Annotated in this window: 24 protein-coding genes; 23 read left to right on the forward strand and 1 reads right to left on the reverse strand. The window is 48.9% G+C overall.

Going from position 1 to position 26,958, the window contains the following annotated elements; genetic code table 11:
• Window positions 1-408 precede the first annotated feature (408 nt).
• The 21 genes from ihfB to VXM67_RS08740 all read left to right on the forward strand — a co-directional run bounded on the left by ihfB (window position 409) and on the right by VXM67_RS08740 (window position 23,669).
• Window positions 409-705 (forward strand): integration host factor subunit beta, encoded by a 297-nt coding sequence (gene ihfB / locus VXM67_RS08640; RefSeq protein WP_023379273.1) that lies wholly within the window; start codon window positions 409-411, stop codon window positions 703-705.
• 19 nt (window positions 706-724) lie between these two features.
• On the forward strand, window positions 725-988 hold the full coding sequence (locus VXM67_RS08645) for a lipopolysaccharide assembly protein LapA domain-containing protein (RefSeq protein ID WP_023379274.1): 264 nt from the start codon (window positions 725-727) through the stop codon (window positions 986-988).
• 102 nt (window positions 989-1,090) lie between these two features.
• On the forward strand, window positions 1,091-2,518 hold the full coding sequence (locus VXM67_RS08650) for an MBL fold metallo-hydrolase RNA specificity domain-containing protein (RefSeq protein WP_367237597.1): 1,428 nt from the start codon (window positions 1,091-1,093) through the stop codon (window positions 2,516-2,518).
• A 223-nt stretch (window positions 2,519-2,741) separates the two neighbouring features.
• Window positions 2,742-3,791: an LPS O-antigen chain length determinant protein WzzB gene (locus VXM67_RS08655; protein ID WP_367237598.1), complete on the forward strand. Its 1,050-nt coding sequence runs from the start codon at window positions 2,742-2,744 to the stop codon at window positions 3,789-3,791.
• Window positions 3,792-3,959: 168 nt separating this feature from the next.
• The gene (locus VXM67_RS08660) at window positions 3,960-5,312 is read left to right on the forward strand and encodes a Wzz/FepE/Etk N-terminal domain-containing protein (protein WP_367237599.1); all 1,353 of its coding nucleotides are present in this window, start codon (window positions 3,960-3,962) and stop codon (window positions 5,310-5,312) included.
• A 798-nt stretch (window positions 5,313-6,110) separates the two neighbouring features.
• The gene (locus VXM67_RS08665) at window positions 6,111-7,361 is read left to right on the forward strand and encodes a lipopolysaccharide biosynthesis protein (RefSeq protein WP_367237600.1); all 1,251 of its coding nucleotides are present in this window, start codon (window positions 6,111-6,113) and stop codon (window positions 7,359-7,361) included.
• 17 nt (window positions 7,362-7,378) lie between these two features.
• Window positions 7,379-8,359 (forward strand): NAD-dependent 4,6-dehydratase LegB, encoded by a 981-nt coding sequence (locus VXM67_RS08670; RefSeq protein ID WP_367237601.1) that lies wholly within the window; start codon window positions 7,379-7,381, stop codon window positions 8,357-8,359.
• A gap of 9 nt (window positions 8,360-8,368) precedes the next feature.
• Window positions 8,369-9,514 (forward strand): LegC family aminotransferase, encoded by a 1,146-nt coding sequence (locus VXM67_RS08675; protein ID WP_367237602.1) that lies wholly within the window; start codon window positions 8,369-8,371, stop codon window positions 9,512-9,514.
• Window positions 9,514-10,668 carry a UDP-N-acetylglucosamine 2-epimerase gene (gene neuC, locus VXM67_RS08680; RefSeq protein WP_367237603.1) on the forward strand — a complete coding sequence of 385 codons (1,155 nt, stop codon included), beginning with the start codon at window positions 9,514-9,516 and terminating at the stop codon, window positions 10,666-10,668. Before VXM67_RS08675 ends, neuC begins: the two co-directional genes overlap by 1 nt.
• A 3-nt stretch (window positions 10,669-10,671) precedes the next feature.
• Window positions 10,672-11,757, forward strand: a complete 1,086-nt coding sequence (gene neuB / locus VXM67_RS08685) for an N-acetylneuraminate synthase (protein WP_367237604.1) — start codon at window positions 10,672-10,674, stop codon at window positions 11,755-11,757.
• A complete protein-coding gene (locus VXM67_RS08690) occupies window positions 11,754-12,410 on the forward strand; it encodes an acetyltransferase (protein ID WP_367237605.1) in 657 nt (218 codons plus the stop codon). The genes neuB and VXM67_RS08690 overlap by 4 nt, the downstream gene beginning before the upstream one ends.
• Before the next feature lie 23 nt (window positions 12,411-12,433).
• A complete protein-coding gene (locus tag VXM67_RS08695) occupies window positions 12,434-13,480 on the forward strand; it encodes a nucleotidyltransferase family protein (RefSeq protein WP_367237606.1) in 1,047 nt (348 codons plus the stop codon).
• Entirely contained in the window at window positions 13,477-14,490 is a 1,014-nt protein-coding gene (locus VXM67_RS08700; protein ID WP_367237607.1) for a Gfo/Idh/MocA family protein, read from the forward strand. The genes VXM67_RS08695 and VXM67_RS08700 overlap by 4 nt, the downstream gene beginning before the upstream one ends.
• On the forward strand, window positions 14,487-15,170 hold the full coding sequence (locus VXM67_RS08705) for an acylneuraminate cytidylyltransferase family protein (protein ID WP_367237608.1): 684 nt from the start codon (window positions 14,487-14,489) through the stop codon (window positions 15,168-15,170). Before VXM67_RS08700 ends, VXM67_RS08705 begins: the two co-directional genes overlap by 4 nt.
• Window positions 15,170-15,934 carry an oxidoreductase gene (locus tag VXM67_RS08710; RefSeq protein WP_367237609.1) on the forward strand — a complete coding sequence of 255 codons (765 nt, stop codon included), beginning with the start codon at window positions 15,170-15,172 and terminating at the stop codon, window positions 15,932-15,934. The genes VXM67_RS08705 and VXM67_RS08710 overlap by 1 nt, the downstream gene beginning before the upstream one ends.
• A gap of 81 nt (window positions 15,935-16,015) precedes the next feature.
• Window positions 16,016-17,281, forward strand: coding sequence for a hypothetical protein (locus tag VXM67_RS08715; RefSeq protein ID WP_367237610.1), 1,266 nt, complete (start codon window positions 16,016-16,018; stop codon window positions 17,279-17,281).
• 65 nt (window positions 17,282-17,346) lie between these two features.
• A complete protein-coding gene (locus tag VXM67_RS08720; protein WP_367237611.1) occupies window positions 17,347-18,843 on the forward strand; it encodes a hypothetical protein in 1,497 nt (498 codons plus the stop codon).
• 31 nt (window positions 18,844-18,874) lie between these two features.
• A complete protein-coding gene (locus tag VXM67_RS08725) occupies window positions 18,875-19,630 on the forward strand; it encodes a glycosyltransferase family 2 protein (RefSeq protein ID WP_367237612.1) in 756 nt (251 codons plus the stop codon).
• A 36-nt stretch (window positions 19,631-19,666) separates the two neighbouring features.
• Entirely contained in the window at window positions 19,667-20,617 is a 951-nt protein-coding gene (locus tag VXM67_RS08730) for a UDP-glucose 4-epimerase family protein (RefSeq protein ID WP_367237613.1), read from the forward strand.
• Between the two features lie 24 nt (window positions 20,618-20,641).
• Complete coding sequence (locus VXM67_RS08735) at window positions 20,642-21,193, forward strand: sugar transferase (protein WP_367237614.1); 552 nt, start codon at window positions 20,642-20,644, stop codon at window positions 21,191-21,193.
• A 481-nt stretch (window positions 21,194-21,674) separates the two neighbouring features.
• Window positions 21,675-23,669 (forward strand): polysaccharide biosynthesis protein, encoded by a 1,995-nt coding sequence (locus VXM67_RS08740; protein ID WP_367237615.1) that lies wholly within the window; start codon window positions 21,675-21,677, stop codon window positions 23,667-23,669.
• Window positions 23,670-23,734: 65 nt separating this feature from the next.
• Here VXM67_RS08740 and VXM67_RS08745 read toward each other — a convergent pair whose 3' ends face one another.
• The gene (locus VXM67_RS08745) at window positions 23,735-24,454 is read right to left on the reverse strand and encodes a metallophosphoesterase (RefSeq protein ID WP_367237705.1); all 720 of its coding nucleotides are present in this window, start codon (window positions 24,452-24,454) and stop codon (window positions 23,735-23,737) included.
• Between the two features lie 493 nt (window positions 24,455-24,947).
• On the opposite strand from VXM67_RS08745, the gene rfbB reads away from it, so the two are divergent.
• Complete coding sequence (rfbB, locus tag VXM67_RS08750; protein ID WP_367237616.1) at window positions 24,948-26,051, forward strand: dTDP-glucose 4,6-dehydratase; 1,104 nt, start codon at window positions 24,948-24,950, stop codon at window positions 26,049-26,051.
• Window positions 26,048-26,950 (forward strand): dTDP-4-dehydrorhamnose reductase, encoded by a 903-nt coding sequence (gene rfbD / locus VXM67_RS08755; RefSeq protein ID WP_367237617.1) that lies wholly within the window; start codon window positions 26,048-26,050, stop codon window positions 26,948-26,950. The genes rfbB and rfbD overlap by 4 nt, the downstream gene beginning before the upstream one ends.
• Window positions 26,951-26,958 lie beyond the last annotated feature (8 nt).

Here is a 26,958-nt window from a genome sequence, read left to right on the forward strand (position 1 = left end):
GGCAAGGTGCTCAATCTCTCGTCGATACGACTCCGATCACCAACGTCCGCCAGCCACAACAGTCCCGCAACACCCGTAGGAGCGAGCCTTGCTCGCGATGCGCCGCCCGGGCAAGGTGCTCAATCTCTCGTCGATACGACTCCGATCACCAACGTCCCCCAGCCACAACAGTCCCGCAACACCCGTAGGAGCGAGCCTTGCTCGCGATGCGCCACCCGGCGGCACTCGATCTCCTGCCCCGCACGACCCCTCAAGCCAAGCGCCTCCCTGCCAATCTGCGGTCCATTTCCTCGCACACCCATTCTTGAATTTTTTTATTAAGTCAAGAACCACCCTGTTCAAATCCCTCCCAGCGTGCTACAAACTGATTAAGCAATGATCTAGCTGCTTGATAACGAAGGGAAAAATATGACGAAGTCGGAGCTGATCGAACGTATTGTCACCCATCAAGGGCTGCTCTCGTCCAAGGACGTCGAGCTGGCAATCAAGACCATGCTTGAACAGATGTCCCAATGCCTGGCCACTGGCGATCGCATCGAGATCCGTGGTTTTGGCAGTTTTTCCTTGCACTATCGCGCCCCCCGGGTAGGTCGTAATCCCAAGACCGGTCAGTCGGTGGAGCTCGAAGGCAAGTTCGTTCCGCATTTCAAACCGGGCAAGGAGCTGCGTGATCGGGTCAATGAAGAAGACCACGCACACACCTGAATGATCAAGGAGCAGTCTGATGCGTAACCTCAAGCGCGCCGTGGCGGCGTTGTTCGTGCTGCTGTTGGCGGCTGTGGTGCTGTTCTTCGTGCTGGAGAACCAGCAGACCGTCTCCCTCGTGCTGTTCGGGTGGTCGGCACCCGCGATGCCGGTTGCGGTGCTGGTGCTGGCAGCCTTGGTGGTCGGCCTGGCGGTCGGCCCGTTGCTCGGCGCTTACGGCGTGATGCGCAGCAAGCGCAAGATTCGCGCATCGGCCCGGCAAGCCGCCTTGAACGGTAATTGAGGATTTTTCCGACCCCAAATCCGCCACCACCCTCTGTCAGCGCGCCTCACGACATGAAGTAATACGCCACTTCATTTTTGATTCAGGCGAGTGTGAAGCAGCATGGAATTCCCCGTTCTTTCTCACCACGGTGGTGCCCGAGGCGTAACCGGTTCCTGTCATCAGCTGCATCTCGACGCGACGACCAGCCTTTTGGTCGATTGCGGCCTGGAGCAAGGCGCCGATGCATCACCTGGTGCTGAGGCGGCGGCACTCGCCTTCGACATCCAGGGTATTCAGGCCCTGGTCATCACCCACGTTCATCTCGATCACGTAGGTCGCATTCCTGCCTTGCTCGCCGCAGGTTTTCGCGGCCCCATCCTGTGCAGCGAGCCCTCGGCCAAGTTGCTGCCACTGGTGCTGGAAGACGCCTACAAGTTGAGCATCAGCAGCCAGCCTGCCCATGTCGCGCGTTACCTGGAGTTTCTTGAACGCCTGATCGTCCCGGTGCCCTTCGGCCAGTGGCACGTAATCGTCGATCAACCGGACCTCAGTTGCCGCATTCGCCTGCAGCGCGCTGGGCATCTGCTGGGGTCTGCTTATGTCGAATGCGACATCGAAAGGCAAGGGATCAACACCCGTGTGGTCTTCTCCGGTGACCTGGGTGCGCCATGTAACCCGCTGCTACGCCCAGTCGAGCCGCCCGAGCGTGCGGACATGCTGATACTGGAAAGCACCTATGGCGACCGCCTGCATCCCGGGCGCAGTGATCGACTGCAGCAGTTGGAGGCTGCCATCGACCGCGCCCTGGCGGACAACGGCACGATTCTGATCCCGGCATTCAGCCTTGGTCGTACGCAAGAGCTGCTGTACGAAATCGAAGATATTCTGCACCGCAAGGCATTGCTGTCTGGCCCGCACAAGCGTGAGGGGCACGACCCGCTCGACTGGTCGCAGCTGCCGATCATCCTCGACTCGCCCTTGGCGCAGCGCATCACCAAAGCCTATCGGCAGTTGCATGAGTACTGGAATGCCGACGCCCGCGCGCGCTTGGGCGAGGGGCGTGATCCATTGGGGTTCAACCAGTTGATCAGTGTCGATACCCATGCCCGGCACCAGCAGGTGGTCAACTACCTCAAGAGCACCGGCCGCCCTGCGGTAGTCATTGCCGGCAACGGCATGTGCTCTGGCGGGCGGATCGTCAACTACCTCAAGGCCATGCTCGGTGATCCGCGGCATGAAGTGATGTTCGTCGGGTACCAGGCCAAAGGTACGCCGGGGGCGGTGATTCAGGCCAGTGAAGGGGCAGAGGGGTTTGTCCAGATTGATCTGGATGGAGATATGTACGACATCCGCGCCAAAGTCATTACGTTGAGTGGCTATTCGGGGCATGCCGATCAGGCGGGTCTAGTGGCGTTCGCATCGGGGTGCTCAGCGCGGCGGGTGGCATTGGTGCATGGGGAGCAGCAGGCCAAGCAGGTGCTTGCCGGGGTTTTGCGGGAGCAGTTCGCAAAGCTGGAAAAAGAGGTGTGCGTCACAATTGCGCGATGACCATTGGGCGGGTAGCGGGGTGTCCGTCGGCTGCTGAGGAACTTCTGCGGGTGAGGTCCCTCTATTACTGATTGATGTTTAAGGTGAAGAGCGTGGTGAGCATGTTGGCAAAATGCCGCTACGCTTGCTCTGAGAGGTCGCAGTGGCGGTTTGCGGTTTGCGGGCTGAGGGGCGGCTTCGAGAGATGAATGCAGTCAGACGGACCCAAGGAAAAATAGAATAAATGCGCAGTGAACGTGAGCGCCTGAGTGGTAGTGACGAGATTGATCTGGTTGAGGTTGTCCAAGGGGTTTGGCGGCAGAGGCTGTGGGTCGTACTGGTTTCGGTGCCGGTGATTTTGCTGGGGCTGGCTTATGTGATGTTGGTTACGCCTGTTTATGAGGCGAAGCTCTACGTTCAACCACCTTCCCAGAATGAGATTGCGCAGCTTAACTATGGCCGTGGTGGGGATACGGGATTGGCAGTGTTGACCGCCAAGGATGTCTACGAGATCTATCTTAAAGCCCTGCAATCTGAAGCGGTACGCAACAAGTTTTTCCGTAGTGTGTTTCTTCCGATGCTGACTGAGCAGGAGCGTACGGGGTCGCGGGACGCCCTGTACGGACGGTTCAACGGGATGCTCAAGATCACCCAAGCTGGTAAAAGTATGCCTAATCGCTACGTGATCACTGCCAATCTTGATGATCCACGTCAGGCAGCCACCTGGGTTTCGAGTTATGCAGAGATGGCGTCAGAGCGGGCGAAGTTGGAGCTGCTCGGCGGGACGCAAAGTGATATCTCGATTATGGCGGATAATCTTGAGCGACAGATTCGAGCTGCTCAGGCAAGTGCCAACAATCAGCGGGCGGACCAAATAGCCCAGTTGAAGGAGGCGCTTCGTGTTGCCAAGTCCATTGGTTTGGAGAAACCTCCAATTATCTCTGACAACCTGACGTCCGAGGTCTCCGCCGGTATGGGGGGGGCCTTGACTTACATGCGTGGGGCCAAGGCTCTAGAGGCCGAGATTGCTAACCTTGAGCAGCGGCCTTCGGACGATCCGTTCATTGTCGGGTTGCGCGAGAAGCAAGAGCAACTCAGTTTTCTTCGTTCCTTTAAGATTGACCCTTCAGCCGTTGGTATGTATCAGCAGGATGGTGGTGTTGAACAGCCAGACGAACCGATCAAGCCGCGAAAGGCCGTTATCATGACGCTTACTGTTGTTATGGGGGGGCTTTTAGGGCTCCTAGCGGCTGTCTGTCGAGACATGTGGGCTAGGCGCGGGATAGCTCGCTAAGGGAACTTTACGCGTAGATCAAGGTCGTCAGCCGTTGTTGAAGACCACGGAAGGTGCAACAATGCTCGCTTCGTAGCCGATGACATGGAAAGCTGGGGGAGCGAGCACAACGCACTAATCAGTTTTGCCTGTCTAGGTTAATTAACCGATTCCTTGCAGGCAAGTAATGTGAATAGTATTGCGCGTGTGTCCTCTTTGAGTGATCCTGGTGAAATTGATCTTTTCAATCTAGTTCGTAGTGTATGGCGGCGGCGGGCTCTTGTTTTGGGTGTTGCCGGTTTATCTGCCTTTATTGGAATAAGCTACGCTTACCTCGTCACACCTATTTTTGAAGTTTCTAGTACTTTGCGCCCAGTTGCACTTAATCAATTGGATGCATTAAATCGTTCAGGAATCTATAATCTTCCACCTGATCAGGCCTTAAAAAGAGTCGGTGCAACTTTAGACTCCTATAATGCTCGTCTCGATTTTTTTCGTTCACGACCAGATCTTGTTGACGCCTTTCAAGATTATGGCGAAAGCCTTGAGCAGGCTTTTGAAAATTTCAATAAGAACACTCTAACTTTAGTGCAGCCAGACCCTAAAAAGGCGGATTTGCTCAGCGCATATATTGGTTTGAAAATGCGCTATGAGAAGGGGGTTGATGGTGCGGGAATACTTAATGATTTTGTGAGTTATGCGATAGAAAGAGAGAGAGTTCGGTTGTCCAAAGATGTGCAGGCAATTCTGGATAATCGTTTGGTTGAAATAGATACCAAATTGAACTCAGCGGTTTCAGAATATCAGGCCGCGAAAGAGAGTAATATTGCGCGTCTTGAAGAGGAGGACGCGATTAAACGTGCGGAACTTAATGACGAACTGAAGGCGCTGCGGGTCCAGTTGAGGTTGCGTCGCGAGGCTCGTTTGGCGCAACTTGAAGAAGCTATTAGCATCGCAAAGAGCCTAGGCTTGAAAAAGCCCTCCACACCTTCATTGATGGCTGATGAAGTTGTTAGTTCGGGTAGCGTTATACGCACCGAGGTTAACAGTCAGCAGGCGCCGCTCTATTTTCTAGGGAGTGAAGTGCTAGAGGCTGAACGAAATGCTCTGCGCAAACGTGTTTCGGATGATTTCGCCGAACCTCGAATTGCTCAGATTCGAAAAGAACTCATCATGCTTTCCACTAATCGCAAGGTGCAGGTATTAAAGGCGAGGGAAAACGAGGCAGCCTTTTTGGAAGGTATTGAAGATCTTAGGGTTGAGCGGGCCCGGTTGCTGGGGATAGATACAAAGTTTGATGGGCTAGAGCTAGTAAGCGTGGATCAGAGAGCAGTCGCAAGTAATAAAGCTGTAAGGCCTAATAAGGTGCTCGTCGTGCTATTCGCATTTGTCGGTGGCCTGGTTGTTGGTGTTCTCATAGCGTTGTTGCGTGGCGTGTTTAAGGATCGGTTGCGACAGTTGAAAATTCTCCAGATTGAAGGATCGTCAACTCAGGTGGCAGTGGTAGAGGTTGCGCCGGAAATTGGGGGGCGTCCTGCGTGAGGTGCACTCCTAGGGTGGATATTTGATACTCTGGCATGCTTGGTGGTTCTTATATCGCTGATGTATAAAAAAGTTGCCGCGTATGAGACATATTCAACTAAGTTTGCGCTGACATGAGCAGGCAGTCGACGATAAGCTGTCGGGTTGATATGGTAAGGTGCATGTTTAGCTCGGCCTGTGAGGTTTGCATCATGTGGGTCGCAACTCCATACGCGTCAACCACTGGTTGCGACTCTTGTAACCTGGTTGGATTAGTCATTAGGCTAAAAGGCGACGAGCACTTATTAAGTCTGTTATCCGAGCTCCAAAAAATAAAAGCTCGACCTCAGTTTGTGATATTTAGTTATAAGGCTTCTTTTAAACCCTTCATTTTCCGAGTTTCACCTTGCATGTTCAAGGGGGAGCTCTGTCGCCTAATTGGAAAGCATCGAAAAATTTCGGGAGCCTAATGAGAATGCATCCTGCGTGACGCTTCGTGGGGGCTAGGTTTTTCGTGTTTTTGAAGAATAGGCTCCTGGGTAGCTGAAATCATATGGATGTTTGGGTGGGCGGGGTGTCGGGTGACACAGGGAGCAAGGTCAATGCTTTGTGGAGCAGACCAGCATGGGGAGGAGGGGGAAGATAAAGGTGCGAGCCTAAGGTTTTGCCTCTGCCGATCGTGATAAACTCTGTGCTTAGGGGGGCGAGAGCGAAGGCGCAACAGTTCGTGAGTTTAATTAATGCGTAGCGAAGGGACAAAGCTCACTGCTTAAGATTAGCTTGTTTAATTAATTTGGTTACAGTGCGAATCGAATGTTGATGACTAAAGATATTTATTTAAGGCTTGTTAATGTCTCTCTCAGAAGTGGGACGTTAGTCTGTAAATTTGTTTTGATTTTTTTTCTAGCAAAGTATCTGCCTCCTGCGGAGGTTGGAACTTATGGTTTGTTGGTTGCAACCATCGGTTATGCCTTTTTTATTGTTGGTATTGAATTTTATACTTATTCTAGCCGCGAGTTGATTGGGGTTTCTTCGGACGGCTGGTTGCCGATAATAAGGGATCAATGGGTTTTCTTTTTTATAAGTTATGCGTGCTTCATACCGCTTGCGTATTGTTTTTTTTATGCTGGGTTTTTGCCAATAAAATATTTTGGTTGGTTTTTGATTCTGTTTTTGTTGGAGCATACCGCTCAAGAGCTCAACAGGTTGTTTGTTGCGATGGGAGAGCAGCTTTTAGCAAGTTCTATACTGTTTCTGAGAAGCGGTATATGGGTGTTTTTTGTGGTGCTGGCGATGTGGCGGTATCCGGAAAGTAGAACGCTTGAGTTTGTTTTTAAGGCTTGGGCTGCAGGGGCAAGTCTTGCGTGTCTGATCGGGTTATTGCGTCTTGCTATGCTGGATAGAAGAAAGTTAAGTTCTCGTCTTAATTGGTTGTGGATTCTTCGAGGGATTAAAGTATCGATCCCGCTCTTGTTTGCGAGCTTAGCAATACGTGGTCTATTTACTTTTGATAGGTATTGGGTAGAGGCGGTTGCGGGAATGGAGGTGCTTGGGATATATGTTTTGTTCGCAGGTATTGCCTTTTCGATTATTTCTTTTATTGATGCGGGTGTCATTGTTTTTTTATATCCTAGAGTGGTTGCTGCTGCGAAGGAAAATAATGACAAGAAATTTAGAGCTCAGATGAAGGAGTTGGCAAGAAACGTGGTGGTGGCGACGATGGTGATGTCGATTTCTGCTCTATTTATAAGTCCATATGTCCTGGAGTGGATTGGAAAGCCAGTCTATCAGGAGTCAATTTATTTGTTGCGTTGGCTGCTGTTGGCAGTCTCGTTATACTCCTTGAGCATGGTTCCACACGTGGGGCTGTATGCGCGACATAAAGATAGCGCAATTCTACATAGCCAGTTAGCAGGATTGCTGGTGTTTGTTATTGGATGCGCTTTCGGTGTCTCTCGTTATGGGGAGGTTGCCGTTGTGCTTTCAATGTGTATTGCTTTTATGGTTGTTTTGGTTTGGAAATGCTTGGTGTATAAATCAATGCATAGCCTTCAAGCTTCTCCAGCATAAAATAAGGTTGAATTAATATGAAAAAGGTTTTGGTTACCGGCGCTGACGGCTTTATCGGCTCGCATCTCACTGAGTTGCTCGTGCGAGAAGGTTATCAGGTAAAGGCACTATCACAGTACAATTCATTTAATTACTGGGGATGGCTTGAGGATATCGATTGCGCCGCCGATGTAGAGGTTTTGAGTGGTGATGTTCGTGACCCACATTACTGCAAGCATATAACAAAAGATGTAGATACGGTATTTCATTTGGCTGCTTTGATAGCAATACCGTACTCTTACGTGGCCCCTGATAGCTATGTGGATACCAATGTCAAGGGTACGTTAAATATTTGTCAGGCGGCTCTGGAAAACAATGTTAAGCGTGTGATTCATACTTCGACAAGCGAAGTTTATGGTACCGCTCAGTATGTTCCGATTGATGAAAAGCACCCTTTACAACCCCAGTCTCCATACAGTGCATCAAAAATTGGTGCGGACGCAATGGCGATGAGTTTCTTTAATTCGTTTGACTTGCCATTGACGATTGCTCGACCTTTTAATACCTATGGTCCGCGCCAATCTGCTAGGGCGGTGATTCCAACTATTATCACCCAAATTGCAAGTGGTAAGAAAGAGATAAAGCTAGGTGATGTCTCCCCGACTCGGGATTTCAATTACGTTGCTGACACCTGCCGCGGCTTCTTGGAACTTGCTCGTTGTGAGCAGGCGATAGGTGAGACAGTCAACATTGGCTCAAATTTCGAGATATCCGTAGGTGATACTCTTGAACTGATTCGAGAATTGATGGGGAGTGATGTCAAGTTCTTGACCGACGAGCAACGAATTCGTCCTGGTAAGTCCGAGGTTTTCCGCCTTTGGTGCGATAATACTAAGATACAGGGATTGACTGGCTTTAATCCAGAGTACTCCATTCGAGAGGGACTTCAGGAAACGATCAATTGGTTGACTCGTCCGGAAAATTTGGCGAAATACAAAGCTGATATTTACAACGTCTGAGGTCTTGGTATGTTTGACTCTCTCGTCGAGTTTGTACGCGATCAATACCGCACAACGGATTTCATACCGCTTCATGCCCCGGTATTCTCAGGGCATGAGCGCAATTATGTGCTTGAAACAATTGAGTCAACTTTCGTTTCAAGCGTTGGTTCCTTTGTTGATCGCTTCGAGCATGATATGGCTGCCTATACAGGTAGCAGAAGGGCTGTAGCCACAGTCAATGGAACAGCAGCGTTGCATGCAGCTTTGGTGCTGGCAGGGGTGCAATCTGGCGACCTGGTTTTGACTCAACCGCTCACATTTGTGGCTACTTGCAATGCTATTGCCTATTGTGGAGCGTCACCTGTTTTCATTGATGTTGATCGCCACACTCTAGGGCTTTCGCCTGTTGCTCTTGAAGAGTGGCTTAAAGAATACGCTGTGACGACCGACGACGGGTGTCGAACTAAAAGCGATGGGAGAGTAATAAAGGCTTGTCTGCCTATGCACACCTTCGGCCACCCCGTCGAGCTAGACAAACTGGTTGACGTTTGCGAGCGTTGGGGACTCATTCTTGTCGAAGACGCTGCTGAATCTCTGGGAAGCTTCTATAAGGGACGGCACACTGGAACTTTTGGGCGCTTGGGAATTTTGAGTTTTAATGGAAATAAGATTATCACCACCGGTGGTGGTGGCATGATCTTGGCGGATGATGAACTGGGAGTTCGCGCTAAGCATATTACAACAACAGCAAAAAAACCGCATCCTTATGAATACGTTCATGATGAGGTAGGATTTAATTATAGGCTGCCAAATTTGAATGCGGCGCTCGGTTGTGCGCAATTGGAGCAGCTGGAAAAATTTATTTCCTCCAAGCGAGCCTTGGCGCTGCAGTACGCGCAGTTCTTTAAAGGGAGTGAGCTTCAGTTTTTTGAAGAACCCGCCGATTGCCGTTCTAATTACTGGCTCAATGCAGTTGTCTGTGATAGTCGTGAGCAGCGTGATGCATTGTTGAAGGCCACTAATGACTCTGGAGTAATGACCCGGCCTATCTGGAAGCTTATGAGTCATTTGCCGAGCTACGCTAAATGTTTGCGAGGAGATTTAGCGAATTCAGAGTGGTTAGAAGAACGGATCGTAAATTTGCCGAGTAGCGTTCTGCCGGAGTCAAAGTAGTGAATCGCAAAGTAGCTGTTTTCACTGGGACGAGGGCCGAGTACGGCCTGCTCTACTGGCTGATGAAGTCTATCCAGGCCAGTGAGACTTTGGATTTGCAGGTCATTGTAAGTGGTATGCATCTTTCCCCGGAGTTTGGGGAGACGTGGAAGGAAGTTGAAAGGGATGGGTTTGTTATCGATGCAAAGGTTGAGATTTTACTTTCATCGGACACCCCGGTTGGTGTCGTTAAGTCCATGGGGCTCGGCACCTTAGGGTTTGCTGATGCCCTAGACAGGTTGCGTCCTGATGTCCTAGTGGTTCTTGGTGATCGCTTTGAAGCATTGGCTATCGTTCAAGCTGCGTTGATAATGCGTATTCCAGTTGCCCATTTACATGGTGGTGAAATCACAGAAGGGGCTTACGACGACGCTATTCGACATGCAATAAGCAAAATGGCGCACTTGCATTTTGTCGCATCAGAGGTCTATCGGCGTCGTGTAATTCAAATGGGGGAAGCGCCAGAAAGGGTATTCAATGTGGGTGCTATCGGCCTCGATCATCACTCTCGAAGTGAAAGAATGAGCCTCGCGGAACTCTCTGAAAGTCTTGGGTTTAGATTGAAGTCCCCATATTTTGTGGTAACTTATCATCCGGTAACAAATGCGGAAGAAAGTCCAGAAAACAGTTTTTCTGCAATTTTGTCCGCATTAGATAAATTCCCAAATTATCAAGTGGTCCTGACTTATCCCAATGCTGACAATGGCGGTAGGGCGATTATACCTCTACTCGAAAATTATGCGGAAGCGCAACCCGAAAGGGTTTTGGCTATCCCTTCTTTAGGCTTCAAACGGTACCTAAGTGCGATTTCTAATGCGGCTGCCGTAATTGGAAATTCTTCAAGTGGAATAATAGAGGTCCCTTCCTTCGGTATTCCTTCTATAAATATCGGAGTGCGACAGTTAGGGCGTTTGGCTGCAGATTCCGTTTTGCATTGCAAGCCTTATATAGTCGATATAGAAAACGCCCTGAATAAAGCTCTGTCTAAAGATTTTTCAAGTAAAAGTAAACAGGCAATCAATCCTTATGGTCAAGGGAACGCATCCGGCGCCATAGTAAAGGTCCTGGAGAATTTTGACGGGGCTACTCATAAATCATTTTACGATTTGGGTTGATCTATGAAGCATATAAAAGACTCCGTTTATATAATTGCAGAGGCAGGGGTGAACCATAATGGGGATCGGGACCTGGCTTTTTCGTTGGTGGACGCCGCCGCAGCCGCTGGCGTGGACGCAGTTAAGTTTCAAACTTTTGATGCTGAACGTTTAGCTTCGAAAAAGGCACCTAAAGCAGCCTATCAAAAACAGAGTGGTGATGAGTCAGAAAGCCAACTGGAAATGCTCAAAAAATTGGAGCTACCCAAGGCTTGGCATCAAGAGTTACAAACGCACGCACGACTGAAGGGCATCGAGTTCTTGTCTACAGCGTTTGATTCAGAGAGCTTAGTTTTTTTATCAACACTGGACATGCCGCTATTCAAAGTCCCGTCCGGCGAGCTAACCAATGGCCCGCTGCTATGGCACTTCGCGAAAACTGGTAAAAGACTGATTCTCTCAACCGGCATGGCTACACTTTCTGAGGTTGAGCAAGGCCTGGCTATTGTCGCTCACGCACTTGAGTATTCTCATGAGCCGCAAGACATGGATGAAGTTTGGCGAAATTGGGGATGCCAAAATGTTCGCCAACGGTTGAGAGGGCATGTCACGCTTCTGCATTGCACGTCACAATACCCAACACCCTCGAACGAAGTAAATCTAAGGGCTATGGATACATTGGCCACTGCGTTTGGTTTAGAGGTTGGTTATTCGGATCATACGGAAGGCTGCTTGATTCCGATCGCAGCAGTTGCTCGAGGCGCAAAGGTGATTGAGAAGCACTTTACGCTCGATCGCGCATTACCTGGCCCTGACCATAAAGCCTCGTTGGAGCCCAATGAACTGCGTCAAATGGTTGCAGATATCCGCTCCCTTGAGCTTGCGCTGGGTGATGGCCATAAGTCTCCACAGGTAAGTGAGTGGGATACTCGTAAGGCTGCGCGTCAGCAGGTGGTCGCAGCTCGACCTATTTCTGCTGGTGCGGTTTTTTCGCGCGAAGATCTTACAACCGCCCGTAGTGGTCATGGTATCCCTCCCACCGCATTGTGGGGCTTGGTGGGCAAGCATGCCAAGCGTGGCTATGGCACCGGTGAGACGATAGAATTATGAGTACTTTGCCTGGCAAAGAGCTACCACTGGTCATGTTGGGAGCAGGAGGGCATGCCAAAGTACTGCTTTCCTTAGCTCAAGCCTCTGGGCTTGAGGTCGTCGGGATATGCGACCTCGAGCTATCACAACATAAGGGTATGCAATGGCGAGGTATTCAAGTTTTAGGTGGCGATGATGCGCTTGACGCTTTTGAACCAGGCTCCATCGGGTTGATCAACGGTATTGGTCAGACAGTAGGAGGTGAAGGTCGCCGCCGGCTGTTTGAACGTCTCAGCGGCAAGGGATTTGTCTTCCCTGCACTGGTGCATCCATCTGCTTGGGTGGATGCTAGCGCAACGCTCGGTGAAGGCGTACAAGTGATGGCTGGAGCGGTGATTCAAGCGGATGTGGTCGTGAGCTGTAATTCGATCATCAACACCTGTGCAAGCGTGGATCATGACTGCCGGTTAGGCGAGCATGTACACGTCGCGCCTGGGGCGACCCTATGCGGCAACGTTAAGGTCGGCGATCTAGCCTTCATAGGGAGCGGTGCCACCGTGATTCAGGGGGTTTCGGTTGGTGAGTGCGCCATTGTTGGAGCTGCTGCAGTGCTGGTGCGCGATCTGCCTGCTGGCCACACGCTAATTGGTACAGCTGCGCGTCGCCAGTACTAGTTGAGAACATAGGAAGGTTTTTAATGAAACAATGGGAATCTACACTTATCGGTCCGGATGCCTCTTTGGAAGAAGCTATCTCAACACTAGACAAAGAAGCATTGCGGATTGTCATGGTGGTTGATGGCCAGAACAAACTGTTGGGCACATTGACTGATGGCGATGTGCGCCGAGCGTTGCTGAAGCACTTACCGCTCGATACAAAAGTCAGTAGTGTAATGTGCAGTACTCCACGTGCGGCAGCTAGGGATTGGAGCAGAGAGCGTATACTTGCGGAGATGGAGAAACATCAGCTTCTTCAACTGCCGGTTCTCAATCAAAGCGGCCAGGTTATAGGCTTAGAGAATTTACAAGATCTGCTGCAGAAAAAGCAGTATGATAACCCCGTTTTTCTGATGGCAGGTGGTTTTGGTACTCGGCTCAGACCGCTGACTCATAATTGTCCGAAGCCACTTCTCAAAGTAGGCGATAAACCCATTCTGGAGCTGATTCTAGAACGATTCATTGCCGCGGGTTTTCATCGATTCTTTATTTCAACCCACTATATGCCGGAAATGCTGCATGAACATTTTGGAGACGGCAGTAATTGGGGTGTAAGTATCCGATATGTGCACGAAGAGGAGCCTTTGGGTACCGGCGGTGCGTTGGGGTTGTTGCCCCATGAAGAAATAGATCTTCCCATCTTTATGATGAACGGGGATCTCCTAACTACCTTGGACTTTCAAAGTTTGCTCGAATTTCACCAAGAACACAGAGGTGTCGCGACCATGTGTGTGCGGGAATACGAGCACTGCGTACCCTACGGTGTGATCCAAAGCGAGGGACATAAAATTCGCTCGATGGTTGAGAAACCTTCCTATCGTTTCTTTATAAATGCCGGTATCTACTTACTCGATCCTGAATTAGTTAAGAGTGTTGATCCTGGTACGCGGATTGACATGCCTACACTGTTGGAACAGGAAATAGCAAATAATAAGGATGTTAATATGTTTCCGGTCCATGAATATTGGCTCGACATTGGTAGGATGGAAGATTTTCAGCGAGCCCAGCAAGAGTTTGGAAGTCTATGAGGGCGCCCAAGAAGTATCTCGTTATAGGCTCTGGCAGTATTGCTCGGCGGCATATAGCGAACATCAAGTCGCTCTATGACGATGCGCGGGTTTTCTGCATATCTGCCTCTGGGCGAGCGGTTAGTGCAGAGGAGGTCGGCGCTGATGCTGTTTACACTGATATCGAGCAAGCGATTACTGCGAAACCGGATTTAGCCGTTGTGGCATCACCCGCACCATTTCATGCAGAACAAGCCGCAACGTTATTAAAGGCCGGAATTCCTACGTTAGTAGAAAAGCCGCTGTCTGACTCTTTGGGAGCGCTCTCTACGTTTAAAGGGGTTCTTGAAGCTAATAAAGATAAGATCGAAGTTGCATATAACCTTAGGTACATGCCGTCGGCGATTAAGCTCAAAGAACTATTGGGTGACAGCATTTTGGGGCGTGTCCTTAGGGTCACGATTGATGTTGGTCAGTATTTGCCGGATTGGAGGCCGTCAACTGACTATAGGCTTAACGTTTCCGCGCAAAAGCGTTTGGGTGGGGGCGTGATTTTAGAGTTGAGTCATGAACTCGACTACCTAATTTGGTTCTTTGGATCTTTTGATTCTGCTTATTGCGTAACTTCAAACTCTGGAATTCTTGAGGTCGATGTAGAAGATGGTGCTTATGCGATATTGAGCCGTGAAGATGGACTAGTAGCTATAATTCAGATGGACTTCCTTCAGCGTAAGCCTGCTAGAACTTGTAAAATTGTTGGAGAGCTTGGTACTCTAATTTGGGATGTCATGTGTAACTCCATTGTGCTCCGTGGTGCTTCCGGTGAAGAGCAGGTGCTTTTTAGTGGACCTGATTACGATCGAAACACTATGTACTTGGATGAGATCTCCCACTTTTCAAAAGTGGCTGATGGCCTGTTGAGTCCGGCGGTAGATATCTATCAGGCCATGAGTGTGATGGAATTGGTAGAGGCATTAAAAAACTCGTCTTCAAGTCGGAAAGTTGTAAAAGTTGGTGGGGAGCATCCATGAGTGTCTACGCATTTATTTTTGCGCGGGGTGGATCAAAAGGTCTACCAGGTAAGAATGTTAAGCTACTGGGCGGTGTGCCTCTGGTCGGGCATTCCATACAGGTAGCGCGACAGTTGATGTCCGTAGAGAAAATTTTCGTATCTACGGATTGTGATGAGATTGCAAAAATCGCTGAGAGTTTTTCAGCAGAAGTAATTAGAAGGCCGCAAGAGCTAGCCAGCGATACAGCCTCAGAATGGCTGGCTTGGCAGCACGCTATAAATTGTCTACGCGAGCGTGGAGACAGTTTTGATGTGTTCTTGAGCTTGCCAGCCACCAGTCCCTTAAGAGCTAAAGATGACGTTGAGCGCTGCCTTGCGGAGCTTGACGAAAGTACGGATGTAGTTGTCACAGTTACCCCGGCGGCGCGTAGTCCATATTTCAATATGCTCCTCCGCGATGAATCAGGTCATAGCACGGTGATGCTCAGAAGCGATGCCATTCGCCGTAGACAAGATGCACCAGTTGCCTATGACATGACCACTGTTGCATACGTCTCTCGTCCGGATTTTATTTTACAGAATTCTAGCCTCTTTGCAGGTAGTGTTAAGTCAGTAGTAGTGCCGAAAGAGCGTGCTGTAGATATTGATGATGAGTTTGATTTTATAGTGGCGAAAGCACTTTTTTCTGAGAGAAAGTAATGGAACTTAATAATAAAACGATTATTGTTATTGGTGCTGCAGGGCGTTTGGGAAGGGAAATAGTCTCCGAAGTGTTAAAAGGTGGCGCGAATGTAGTTGCAGTTGATTGCAACGAAAAAAGTCTGCGTTGCATCAAGGAAGAGTACGGTAATAATAAGCTCGTCATTATGGAAGGTGATATTGCCGATGTTTTTTCTATTCAGGCAATAATTGCTGTGGCGTTAGAGCGTTTTGGTTCTGTAGATGGTGCGGTTAACACTGCGTATCCGCGCAATTCAAGTTACGGTAGTAAGTTCTTCGATGTAACGTATGAGAATTTTTGTGAGAACGTATCTCTTCATCTTGGTGGGTACTTCCTGTTTATGCAGCAATGTGCAAAGTACTCTGTAGAGTCGCAGAAAGAGTTCTCGCTTGTTAATATGTCCTCTATCTATGGCGTCATGCCTCCACGTTTTGATGTTTATGCTAACACGGAAATGACTATGCCTGTTGAGTATGCAGCCATTAAGTCTGCACTACAGCATCTTGTGGGTTATGTTACTGCATTTACAAAAGGGTCTCGATTTCGAGTGAACTGTGTTAGTCCTGGAGGTATTTTGGCGGGTCAAGATAACGCTTTTTTGGACAGATACAATAGCTATTGTAGAGGTAAAGGTATGCTTGACTCCTCTGATATTGTAGGAGCGGTAACGTTTTTGCTCTCGGAGCATTCAAAGTATATCTGTGGCCAAAATTTGGTCGTTGATGACGCCTTTAGTTTCTAATGCGGTGTGAGTTTTGGGGGTTGTCGGGTGATGGCGTAAGCTATTTTAGGTTATGTGTATTTTAATGCTCGTGGGGCTGACATGGTAAGTTGTTATGATATATATTTAAAACCGGTGTTGGTTTGCTGCTCGTTTATTTTTGTTTATGCTTTGGCTGCTATTCTTTTCCCGTTCTCAGGCCCGGAAGGTGTTGCGTATGGGGTGGTTCTATTGCTTCTATTCATTGGTTCTTTTTTAATTTTTACTTTTGGATTTTTTGGCGTCGGTTCAAGGCTTCTTGGTGGGAAATTTTTAAGTGTAGAGTCAAGAGGTGGGAGCTTTTTGCCTTTTGTATTGTCTGTTATTGGTATTGTTCTCATAATTATTGATCGTGTTTACTTTCGTGGCGTTGATTTTCTTGTCATGTCGCCTGCAGAGATAAGAAACAAAGTTACTGCTGAAAGTGCAGGGGGAGTATCTTCGGTTTTTAGTCTTCTTGGGAATGTCTTGCAGTGCTTTGTTGTAATCTCTGCGCTTAATTCTATTTTCAATGATACAGGTCTTAGGCTTTTTCTTAAGCAGGCAGTTTTCATAATGGTGGTTTTTGCATCGTCCTATCTTCTAGGTGGGCGAACTCCTTTGATGACATATATAGTAATTGTCTTTTCTATCTATGTCGCTTCTGGGCGTGCTATATCGGTCTTTTCGGCGTTGAAGTTTATTTTTCCCGCCTCCTTGTTTGCTTTGATTTTCGCGTTGTCGATATTTTCACTGAGGGCAAGAGCTGTTGGGATTGACTCAGCAGAATATCTATCCGCAATTTTAGTGCATTTAGGTGCTGAGGAACCAAGTACGAGTTTATCAAGTGGTGAATGGGGGGCGGATGTTTTAAACTTTTTCTATGTAGTACTTGCATACCTGTTGCACCCGTTTTGGGTTGCCAGTGAGATTGTCATTGATCCAGAACGCGGTGGTAATATTAGTTTTTATGCGATTTTGTTTTTGTTTTCTAAGTTTTTGCCGATCGATCTTGAGGGGGCGAAACACGTGTACTATGAGCTATTTTCCTCTCTTCCTGGAGGGTTGTATTATGATTACGGATTGTCGGGGTTATTGGCGTACTCGTTTGTTTTGGCTGGCATAGGTTTTTCGGGGTTAATGATGCTGCTCGCATCAAAAGGTGCTTCAAAAATAGGGTTCGTAATTATCGTTTTTTGTTTAGGTACTCTGCTTTTGGCGCCTTTGTTGCATTCTTTGAATTTTGTGTTTTTTATATTTTATATGGCGTCATTGTTCTGTTATGCAGCGGTTAAGGATTTTCGTAGAGTCCTTTCGTATGGTGTATTTAGTAAGAGAGTAGTGAAATGAGGGTTGGGTTCGTTAACGTATATCCTTATCGTCCGCACGCACATCATGCAAAGTATCTCGAGGGGATGGCTAAATCTCTTGGTTGGGAAACTTACGCATTGGTATGCGATGCTAATGCTGCGCAGTGTTATCTTCGAGAACTGAAGGGGACCGGACGTGCTGAATGTGTTAAATGCATCGTAGGAGGGCTTCGCTCCTTTTCCTTTGATCACACCGACAGTGCTTGGCGCTATTGGGGGAGTTGTGAGCCTAAAACAGAGCACGAGGTTTTTGTCGAGTCAAGTTCATACACGTTAACGCGTGTGGAGTCGTGGGAGCAGCGGAAATCTAAACTGGTTGATGACAAGAAAAATCATCTCCTCCCTAGCGCGGTAAACTTTTACTATGCAGCATTAAAATGGATTGAGCATAGGCAGTTAGATGCGGTTATTGCTTTCAATGGTAGAATGGACCTGACTCGCGCAGTTATTGAGGCTTGCAAAACTGCCAATATTCCATTTGTTACGCACGAGCGCCCGTTATTTGGTCATGGTCTCATTTTAAATAAGAATGCTAACTGCTCTTCGTTAGAAAGTATCCATAAAATTAACAAAGTGTTCTCCACTAAGGCTTTGACAGAAAACCAGTGTAAAGTTGCTGCGAAACTAGCTGCAGAGCGACTTACTGGTGGAAATCCGCTGGAGTGGAAGAGATATAATAGTGATGCAGTGAAAACTCGTAAATGGCCGGTCAGTTCCAGTGGTCCTAAAGTATTGGTTTGTCCAAGTAGCAAGAATGAACTGCTCGGTCATCCAGATTGGGCGACTGCCTGGAAGGATAATACTGATGCGTTGGATATTGCTGTAAGCCATGGTTGGTTTAGTTATCGCGATATGCTTGTCAGGTTCCACCCGTCCTGGAGTGTAAGCTTTGGTAAAATATCTGCGCATTTGTGTGAGCAGCATTACCGGCAATGGTGCAAGGATCGGGGAGTTGCCTTCATTGAGAGTTCAAGCAAAACGAGCACTCAGGACTTGATTCGTTTGTCGGATGTCGTGGTTCTTAATGGTAGCAATACCATTTTTGAGGCTGGGGTTCTAGGGAAGCCCGTGGTTTGTTTAGGGCCGTCTCCATATAGCCATGCGCAGGCTTCTTTCGATATATTGACTCCTGATGATTTTAGTAGTGTCTGTTTCAATGACGTTCTTAATTGTCCTGAGGCGAGAATAATAGAAAAGACACTTCGTTATTTCTACTCAAAAGCAGCTCGGGAACCTATCTTCACCCAATTTGTGCGATCGGCAACTGTCACGGAGTGCTCGTTTTACCAAGGGGCTGATCCTGCTATTTTAGAAACGTTGCTTACTGGTGATCATCATGTGATTGATGATTCGGATCATTCTGAATGCACTGCGGATGAGAAACGGTATATTCAATTGTTCCAGTCTGGCGACGAGGTTGCGATGATTGACGCGGCATCTTACGACTGGGTTGGCGCTGATAGTGAAAAGTATAATGTTTCTAGGCGCTTTCCTTTTGCTTTAGTGGATCGGATTAGAGGTCTTTCACCCAAAGGGGTTTAGCGCCTACTTTATATTATTAAAAGGAGGGTGTGTGTCGCATTCAGTCGAAGTTAGCGTTGTAATGCCTCTGTACAATGCGGCGCCCTACTTTCGTAATAGTGTCGAATCAGTTCTCAGGCAGACTTATAAAAATTGGGAACTGATAGTTGTGGATGACTGCTCTACGGACGGTAGTGGCGAGGAAGCGTTGGAGCTTTCTAAACGGGACCCTCGGATACATTATTTGCGTAATGCAGTCAATTCGGGCGTCGCATTTTCTCGTAATGTTGCTTTAGAGAGAGCAGTGGGTAGATTCGTAGCTTTTCTCGATAGTGACGACGAATGGCTCGAAGACAAATTGGAACGGCAACTTGATTTTGCTGTCCGGAAATCTTCCGCCATTACGTATTGCTCTTATTTTCGTGTTTCGGAGGCGGGCAATGAGTTGGGAGTGGTGCGTCCCAAGAAAAGGGTTTTTTACAAAGATATGCTGTTTAGAAATCATATCGGTAACCTTACAGCGATGTATGATCGAGCGAGGCTGCCATCGCTCAGGTTTAAATCGGTAGGCCATGAGGACTATCTGTTCTGGGTTGAAGCTATAGCTGAGGTTGGTTTTGCGGAGCTTGTTCCAAGCGAGGCGCCGCTGGCGAGATATCTGGTTAGAAGAGCCTCTTTGTCTGGCAACAAGTTAAAGGCAGCCAAATGGCAATGGTTAAATTATCGGAAAAATATCGGGCTTGGCTATCTGCAGTCAATGTTTTATTTTTGCTGTTATGCGCTTGGGTCTGTATTAAGAAAGCTGTGATGGGTGTGATTTTTTGTGTTATGGGAGCATTCGTAGATGCTAGATAAACCTTGTAAGGTCATGGTTACTGGCGCGAGTGGTTTTGTTGGTGGTTACTTATTGAAATATCTGCAGAGCCAAAATGATTTTACCACTGTAGCATGTGTTCGGCGCTGGCCTGTAAAAGGTCCTGTAATGGAAAACTCGGTGCTGATTGGTGAAGTGGATGGACAAACAAACTGGGAGGAAGCTCTCGCCGGCGTGGATGTAGTGATTCATGTTGCTGCTCGTGCGCACATCGTCAGGGAGGATGCTTCTGATTCGCTGGATCTTTATCGTCAGGTCAATGTGGCTGGTACATTAAATTTGGCAAGGCAGGCGGCTGGGGCTGGCGTTAAACGTTTTATATTCATAAGCTCAATTGGTGTTAATGGTAACGGTAATTCTCGTCCCTATTTATTCAGCGATCCTCCCAACCCTTGTGAACCCTATGCGTTGTCTAAGTGGGAAGCTGAGCAGGGATTGTGGTCAGTTCAGAAGGATTCAGGGATAGAGGTGGTTATCATCCGACCTCCTTTGGTCTACGGGCGAGGGGCGCCCGGCAATTTTGGTAGGTTGGTCGGTTTGATTGGGAAGGGGGTCCCACTGCCGCTTGGTGCAGTTCGTAATAGGCGGACTATGATAGGGGTGGATAATCTTGTTGACTTAATTGTTCGTTGTATTGAACATCCTGCGGCGGCGAATCAGGTTTTACTGGCCGGTGACGACGAAGATCTGTCCACCACCGATCTGTTGCGTGAGGTGGCCATCGCGATGAAAAAGCCTCTGATCTTAGTTCCTCTGCCTCAACAAATCTTGCGGTTCCTTTTTGTTGTGTTGGGGAAGAGGTCGATGGCTCAGCGGTTGCTTGGCTCTTTACAGGTTGATATAAGTAGGACATGTGAGTTACTTGACTGGAGGCCGCCTTATTCTGTGAAGGAAAGCCTAAGGCGTTGCTTTTTTGATTAGTATTACATTCGTTGGGGTGGAGTTTTGATTCGAGCATTAGATTTCATTTTGTCTGTGGTTGGCTTGCTGGTAGGTTTGCCTGTGCTGCTTGTTCTGACTGTCATAGGTTATTTTGATACCGGGTCGCCTATTTTTTGTCAGGTTCGGGTTGGGCGCTATCAAAAACCATTTACTCTTGTGAAGTTTCGTACTATGAAGCTTGATACAGAATCGGTTGCTACACATTTGGCGAGCAGTGCCTCGATTACTCCGTTCGGGCGTTTTCTGCGTAAAACTAAACTAGATGAGTTACCTCAGTTGTGGAACGTTTTAAAGGGTGAGATGAGCCTCGTAGGGCCGCGCCCTGGTTTATTTAACCAAGATGAGCTCACGTCTGAGCGTGCTAGGCGTGGGGTGTATCAGGTGCGCCCGGGTATTACTGGGTTGGCGCAGGTGAGCGACATTGATATGTCGACGCCAGCTTTGCTTGCGGAGACTGACCAAAAGATGATTCGAAACCTAACTCTGTTTTCCTATTTCAAATATATATTCATGACCGTGGCTGGTAGAGGGGCTGGAGATCGAGTTCGTAAATGAGGTGTGCCTAAGAATATTGTCCAGTCGCGGCACTGGTGCTGCTGCAGAACTTAAAGCTTGGTCTGCTTTGCAGGCCCGTGTCGCATGCATTTTGGGCGAAAGAATTCTTATTTTGCGGTGTTCAAAGGTGCGCCTCAGATGTGCGATTGTTGACCAACGCTGTATGCCAAGCGCATTGTAAGCAGCAGTGCAGCCTGCTTTGCCAAAGGTAGATCCTCCCTGCCTTCTCAGGCTGCTGATCCCTCTGGAGTTGAGTTGTATGTGTCGCCAGCATGGCAGGCGGCCGTTTCACGTAAACCCTGCTCAGGCAGTGCCTTGTTTCAATGCAACAGCGGTAGCATGAGCAGAAGTGTGTTGCGCTAATGTAGAATGTAGTCCCATGATAGCTTTCGCAGATGTAGCGCTTAGCTTGGATTGGGCGATTGCGGGGCAATGGGCGACACGGTGCGGTAGTATGCTGAGAGGAGGTTATTTCTAGGGTATGGATAGATTGAGAAAGCTCATGCTTGAGCTTCCGCGGCGCTACAAGCGCGGGCTACAGGTCGCGACGGATTTGGTCTTGGTTTGGCTCGCACTCTGGTTGGCTTTCGTCGTTCGACTAGGCTGGGACGAGTTGAAGAACCCGTTGGAAGGGCATCTTTGGCTTTTCGGTTCTGCTTCCGTGGTCGCTATACCGATTTTTGTCCGATTTGGTATGTACCGTGCGGTAATGCGATACTTTGGTACTGATGCTCTTATTGCTATTTTTAAAGCTGTAAGTCTATCGGCATTAATCTTGGCTTTAATCGTGTATTGGTACAGCAACCATAAAACAGTGGTCCCGCGCTCTATCATTTTTAACTATTGGTGGCTCAGTCTCGTCATGATTGGCGGGTTGCGTCTTCTAATGCGCCAATATTTTTTAGGTGACTGGTATGCGGCAAAACAACATGTGCCGTTCACTAGTCGTGACAACGGTCAACCCAGAGTCGCTATTTATGGCGCCGGCGCAGCAGGCAACCAACTACTCGCAGCTCTACGGATGGGTAGAGTTATGCGTCCTGTTGCCTTCATTGATGATGATGAGTCTATTGCCGATCGTGCAATTTCTGGATTGCAAGTATTCAGCGGGAAAAATATCCAACGTATGATAGATGTTACGGGTGCGGAAGAGGTTCTGTTAGCTATTCCTTCTGCTACCCGAGCTCGGCGGCGGGAGGTACTCTCGGCACTAGAGATGTTTCCTTTGCATGTTCGAAGTGTGCCGAGTGTAATGGATTTGGCCAGTGGGCGAGTGAAAGTTGATGATATTCAAGAGGTAGATATTGCCGACTTGCTTGGTCGAGACACAGTGCCTGCGGAGAGTAATCTGTTAGCCCACTGCGTTACGGGAAAAGTTGTGATGGTAACTGGTGCTGGCGGCTCTATTGGCTCTGAGCTTTGTCGTCAGATTTTACTGCTAAAGCCCAAAACATTATTGCTGTTTGAGCATAGCGAGTTCAATCTTTATAGTATTCATGCGGAGTTAGAGCAACGTATTCAGCGGGAGGCGCTTCTAGTTCGACTTGTTCCATTTTTGGGGTCGATACGTGATCAAGGGCGGCTGTTGGAGACAATGTCAATGTGGCATGTTGATACCGTTTATCATGCCGCTGCTTATAAGCATGTTCCGATGGTTGAGCATAATATAGCTGAGGGCGTGTTCAATAATGTTGTCGGTACTCTGAGTACTGCGCAGGCGGCGCTACAAGCTAATGTAGCTAATTTTGTTCTTATCTCAACAGATAAAGCGGTGCGTCCGACTAACGTAATGGGAAGTACCAAGCGGTTAGCGGAGATGGTATTGCAAGCCCTAAGCAGGGAGGTTGCTCCGATTTTGTTTGGCGACTCCACCAATGTTGCGCGTGTTAACAAAACTCGTTTCACCATGGTCCGTTTTGGTAATGTCTTAGGATCGTCCGGATCTGTAATTCCGCTATTTCATAAGCAAATCAAGGCAGGTGGTCCGCTCACTGTTACGCATCCCAAAATCACGCGCTATTTCATGACCATTCCTGAAGCTGCTCAACTAGTTATCCAGGCAGGGTCTATGGGGCAGGGTGGTGATGTATTTGTATTAGACATGGGTGAGCCAGTAAGGATTGCCCACTTGGCTGAAAAAATGATTAATCTCTCGGGGCTAAGTGTTCGGTCCGATGAAAATCCGTATGGTGATATCGCCATCGAGTTCACCGGCTTACGTCCAGGAGAGAAATTGTATGAAGAACTTTTGATTGGGGATAATGTTTCTGCCACTCAGCATCCGATGATTATGAAGGCAAATGAAGACTATTTGGATTGGGATTCGCTAAAAAACAGCATTTCTATTTTGTTGGAGGCAATTCGAGTCGAGGATTTTGTTCGTGTTCGTCAAATTCTAAGGGGACTGGTCAGTGGTTACTCCCCTGAGGGTGAGATTGTCGATTGGGTGTACCAGCAACGGCGTCGTGAGTTTTGATGTCGATATGTAATTGATTTTTGACCCAGCGCAGGTTATTTGTGCTGGGTTATTGTGGTGATTTTTCAGGCTGAGTATTGGGTCCCAGTTTGTAGGTCTATGAGTGTGAGTCGCCCATCAGAGAAAGAGCAACCTGTGTCAAGATAAATTACATTGCCCAAGCGCAATACCTCGGAGACAGTTGAGTGCCCTACGTACAGGAAGTCAAGGCCATTAATGCTTGATGTGTTTTTGTTGTTTATTCGGCTCCGTGCATAAAGAGCTTGTGTTAACGCGATTTGTCGTTTCGTCTCGTCATCTGATTCAAGTCGCTTGAGGCCTTGCTGCCAGCTTAACCCTTTGTCCCAGTCCGGAAGTTCGGCGTGAATGATTCCAATGGTTTTACCATTTCTTAGTGTTAGTTGGATTGCGATCGGCAGACGCTGAAATCGTGCGGCAATTTCATTTTGAATGTTTTCGAGGCATTGATAAAACCAGGCGCCCCCATTGCGAGAGTGCCGTAACTTGTCGCCTCCTCCGTAGTAGGCGTCTATTGCCATTTGTTCGTGATTGCCTCGGACTGTGTGTAACCAGGGTTGATCTAGCCAGTGTATAACCTGATTTGATAGAGGGCCCCGGTCTATAATGTCGCCAGTCGCGAAAACGCGGTCTGTTAAATAGTTGAAGTTAACGCGTCCTAGTAAGGTCTCTAGTGATTCGAAGTGTCCATGAATGTCGCCTACTATAAAATCTCTTCCCTGATTATTCGCTTCGAATATACTAAACGTTGTGCCACGATGGGGCATGTGGATGGTATTTTTCACGTCGTAAGTCAATGCTTGATGAATTTTGAGAAGAATTTTACCAGTAAGATTTTCCTGTAGAAAGGCGTGTTACATATTTTTTGGGTTGACCCACGACGTTTCAGAATGTGTCATTCGCTTAACCTCGAGAGGATGTCTATTGGCTTAGGATTACTGTCCTGTTGCCCTTGAGCATCGTCCCAGGTGGCGGCGTTACGTCTTGCCACGAAGGGGAGGTGTTCCATTTGTCTAATCCTGCGGGATTCGCAAAGAAGAAGGTTGCTCGCTGTGTCCGTTAGGTTGCTGTTTGGTTTCGAATTTTCAGTGTCACTGAGCGAGTGGAGCAATCACGCATTAACGGGCGAACTGCCACGTCGGATCAGGGGCCCTTATGGCTGCATAGGTTTTCGTTGAGCGACAACAACACACCCGCTGCGATTCCGTCTAAAATCGTGCAATCATCCTCAACCGATAGATATTTGAGACCTTGCTCCCTATGACAATCTTGGTAACTGGCGGTGCCGGCTTCATCGGTGCGAACTTCGTACTGAACTGGGTAAGCCAAATGGACGAAATGATCGTCAATCTGGACAAGCTTACGTATGCAGGGAATTTGCAGAGTTTGTCAAGCTTAAAGGGCGATCCCAAGCATGTATTCGTACACGGCGATATTGGCGACCGCCCAGCGGTGCAGAAGCTGCTGGCCGAGTATCGACCGCGTGCAGTGCTGAACTTTGCGGCTGAGTCCCATGTCGACCGCTCAATCCATGGACCGCAGGGTTTCGTCGACACCAACATCGTTGGCACATTCCAACTATTAGAGGCCGTGCGTGGTTACTGGCAGGGGTTGGAGGAGCCAGGTCGGATGGAATTTCGGTTCCTACACGTGTCCACCGATGAGGTTTATGGGTCCTTGAAAACTGACGAACCGGCGTTTACTGAGGGGCATCAGTACCAACCCAACAGTCCTTACTCTGCCACCAAGGCTGCAAGTGATCACTTGGTGCGTGCATATCACCATACTTATGGGCTGCCAGTGTTGACCACCAACTGCTCGAACAACTACGGCCCATTCCACTTCCCGGAAAAACTGATCCCCCTGATTATCGTCAATGCCTTGGCTGGTAAGGCACTACCGGTATACGGAGACGGTCAGCAGATCCGCGACTGGTTGTTTGTCGAGGACCACTGCTCGGGCATCCGCCGGGTACTGGAAGCCGGGACTTGCGGCGAAACTTACAACATCGGAGGCTGGAACGAAAAGGCCAACATCGACATCGTGCGCACCCTATGCGGCCTGCTAGATGAACTGGCTCCCGCAATTACACGCAACGTGATCAATCAGGCCACCGGCAAGCCAGTCGAGCACTATGCTGAGCTCATCACCTACGTAGCTGACCGTCCCGGTCACGACCGCCGATATGCAATAGACGCTCGTAAGATCGAGCGCGAGCTCGGTTGGAAGCCTGCCGAAACTTTCGAGTCCGGCATCCGTAAAACGGTTAATTGGTACTTGGCCAACCAGGAATGGGTTAAGGGAGTCATGGATGGCAGCTACCGGGACTGGGTTGCGCTGCAATACGGGGCGAGTAACGCGTGAAAATTCTGCTTCTGGGCAAAAACGGGCAAGTCGGTTGGGAGTTGCAGCGTTCGCTTGCGCCGCTAGGTGAGGTGATCGCGCTCGATCGCGCTGGCTATGCTGGTTTTTGCGGAGACCTCAATGACCTTGATGGCTTGGCGGCAACGGTGCGCTCGGTCGCTCCAGACGTGATCGTCAACGCAGCTGCCTACACGGCAGTAGACAAAGCCGAAAGCGAGCCAGCTCTCGCGGCCAAGATCAACGCCGAAGCGCCAGGTGTGCTCGCGCGCGAGGCGGCAAAACTGGGCGCATGGCTCATTCACTACTCGACAGACTACGTCTTTGATGGCAGCGGCCAGGCTCAATGGCAGGAAGACGCCCCCACCGGACCATTGTCCGTGTACGGTCGTACCAAGCTTGACGGTGAGCGGGCCATTCAAGGCAGCGGCGCCAGCGCCGTGGTCTTGCGCACCAGTTGGGTATATGCTGCGCGCGGTCATAACTTCGCCAAGACAATGCTGCGTCTGGCGGCTGAGCGAGATTCGCTGAACGTGGTCGCGGACCAGTTCGGCGCTCCGACTGGTGCTGAGCTGATCGCCGATGTCACCGCCCATATACTGCGGCAGATTTTTCGCGAGCAGAATGCAAACCATTTGGCTGGCACATACCATCTTGCCGCCGCTGGTGAAACCAACTGGCATGCCTATGCTCAGTTCGTATTGGCGCATGCCAGCCGCAACGGCGCTGTCTTGAAGGTTTGCGCCGAGCAGATTGGTGCAATCAGTACCGAGGCGTATCCGGTTCCAGCCCCGCGCCCGCGAAATTCTCGGCTGGCATTGGCTAAACTCGAAGAGACCTTCAATCTCAAAATGCCTCCTTGGCAACAAGGTGTGCAACGGATGCTGGACGAGATCCAGTAACAGGAATT

The organism is Pseudomonas sp. Rh2, assembly GCF_040762985.1.
Lineage (GTDB): Bacteria > Pseudomonadota > Gammaproteobacteria > Pseudomonadales > Pseudomonadaceae > Aquipseudomonas > Aquipseudomonas taiwanensis.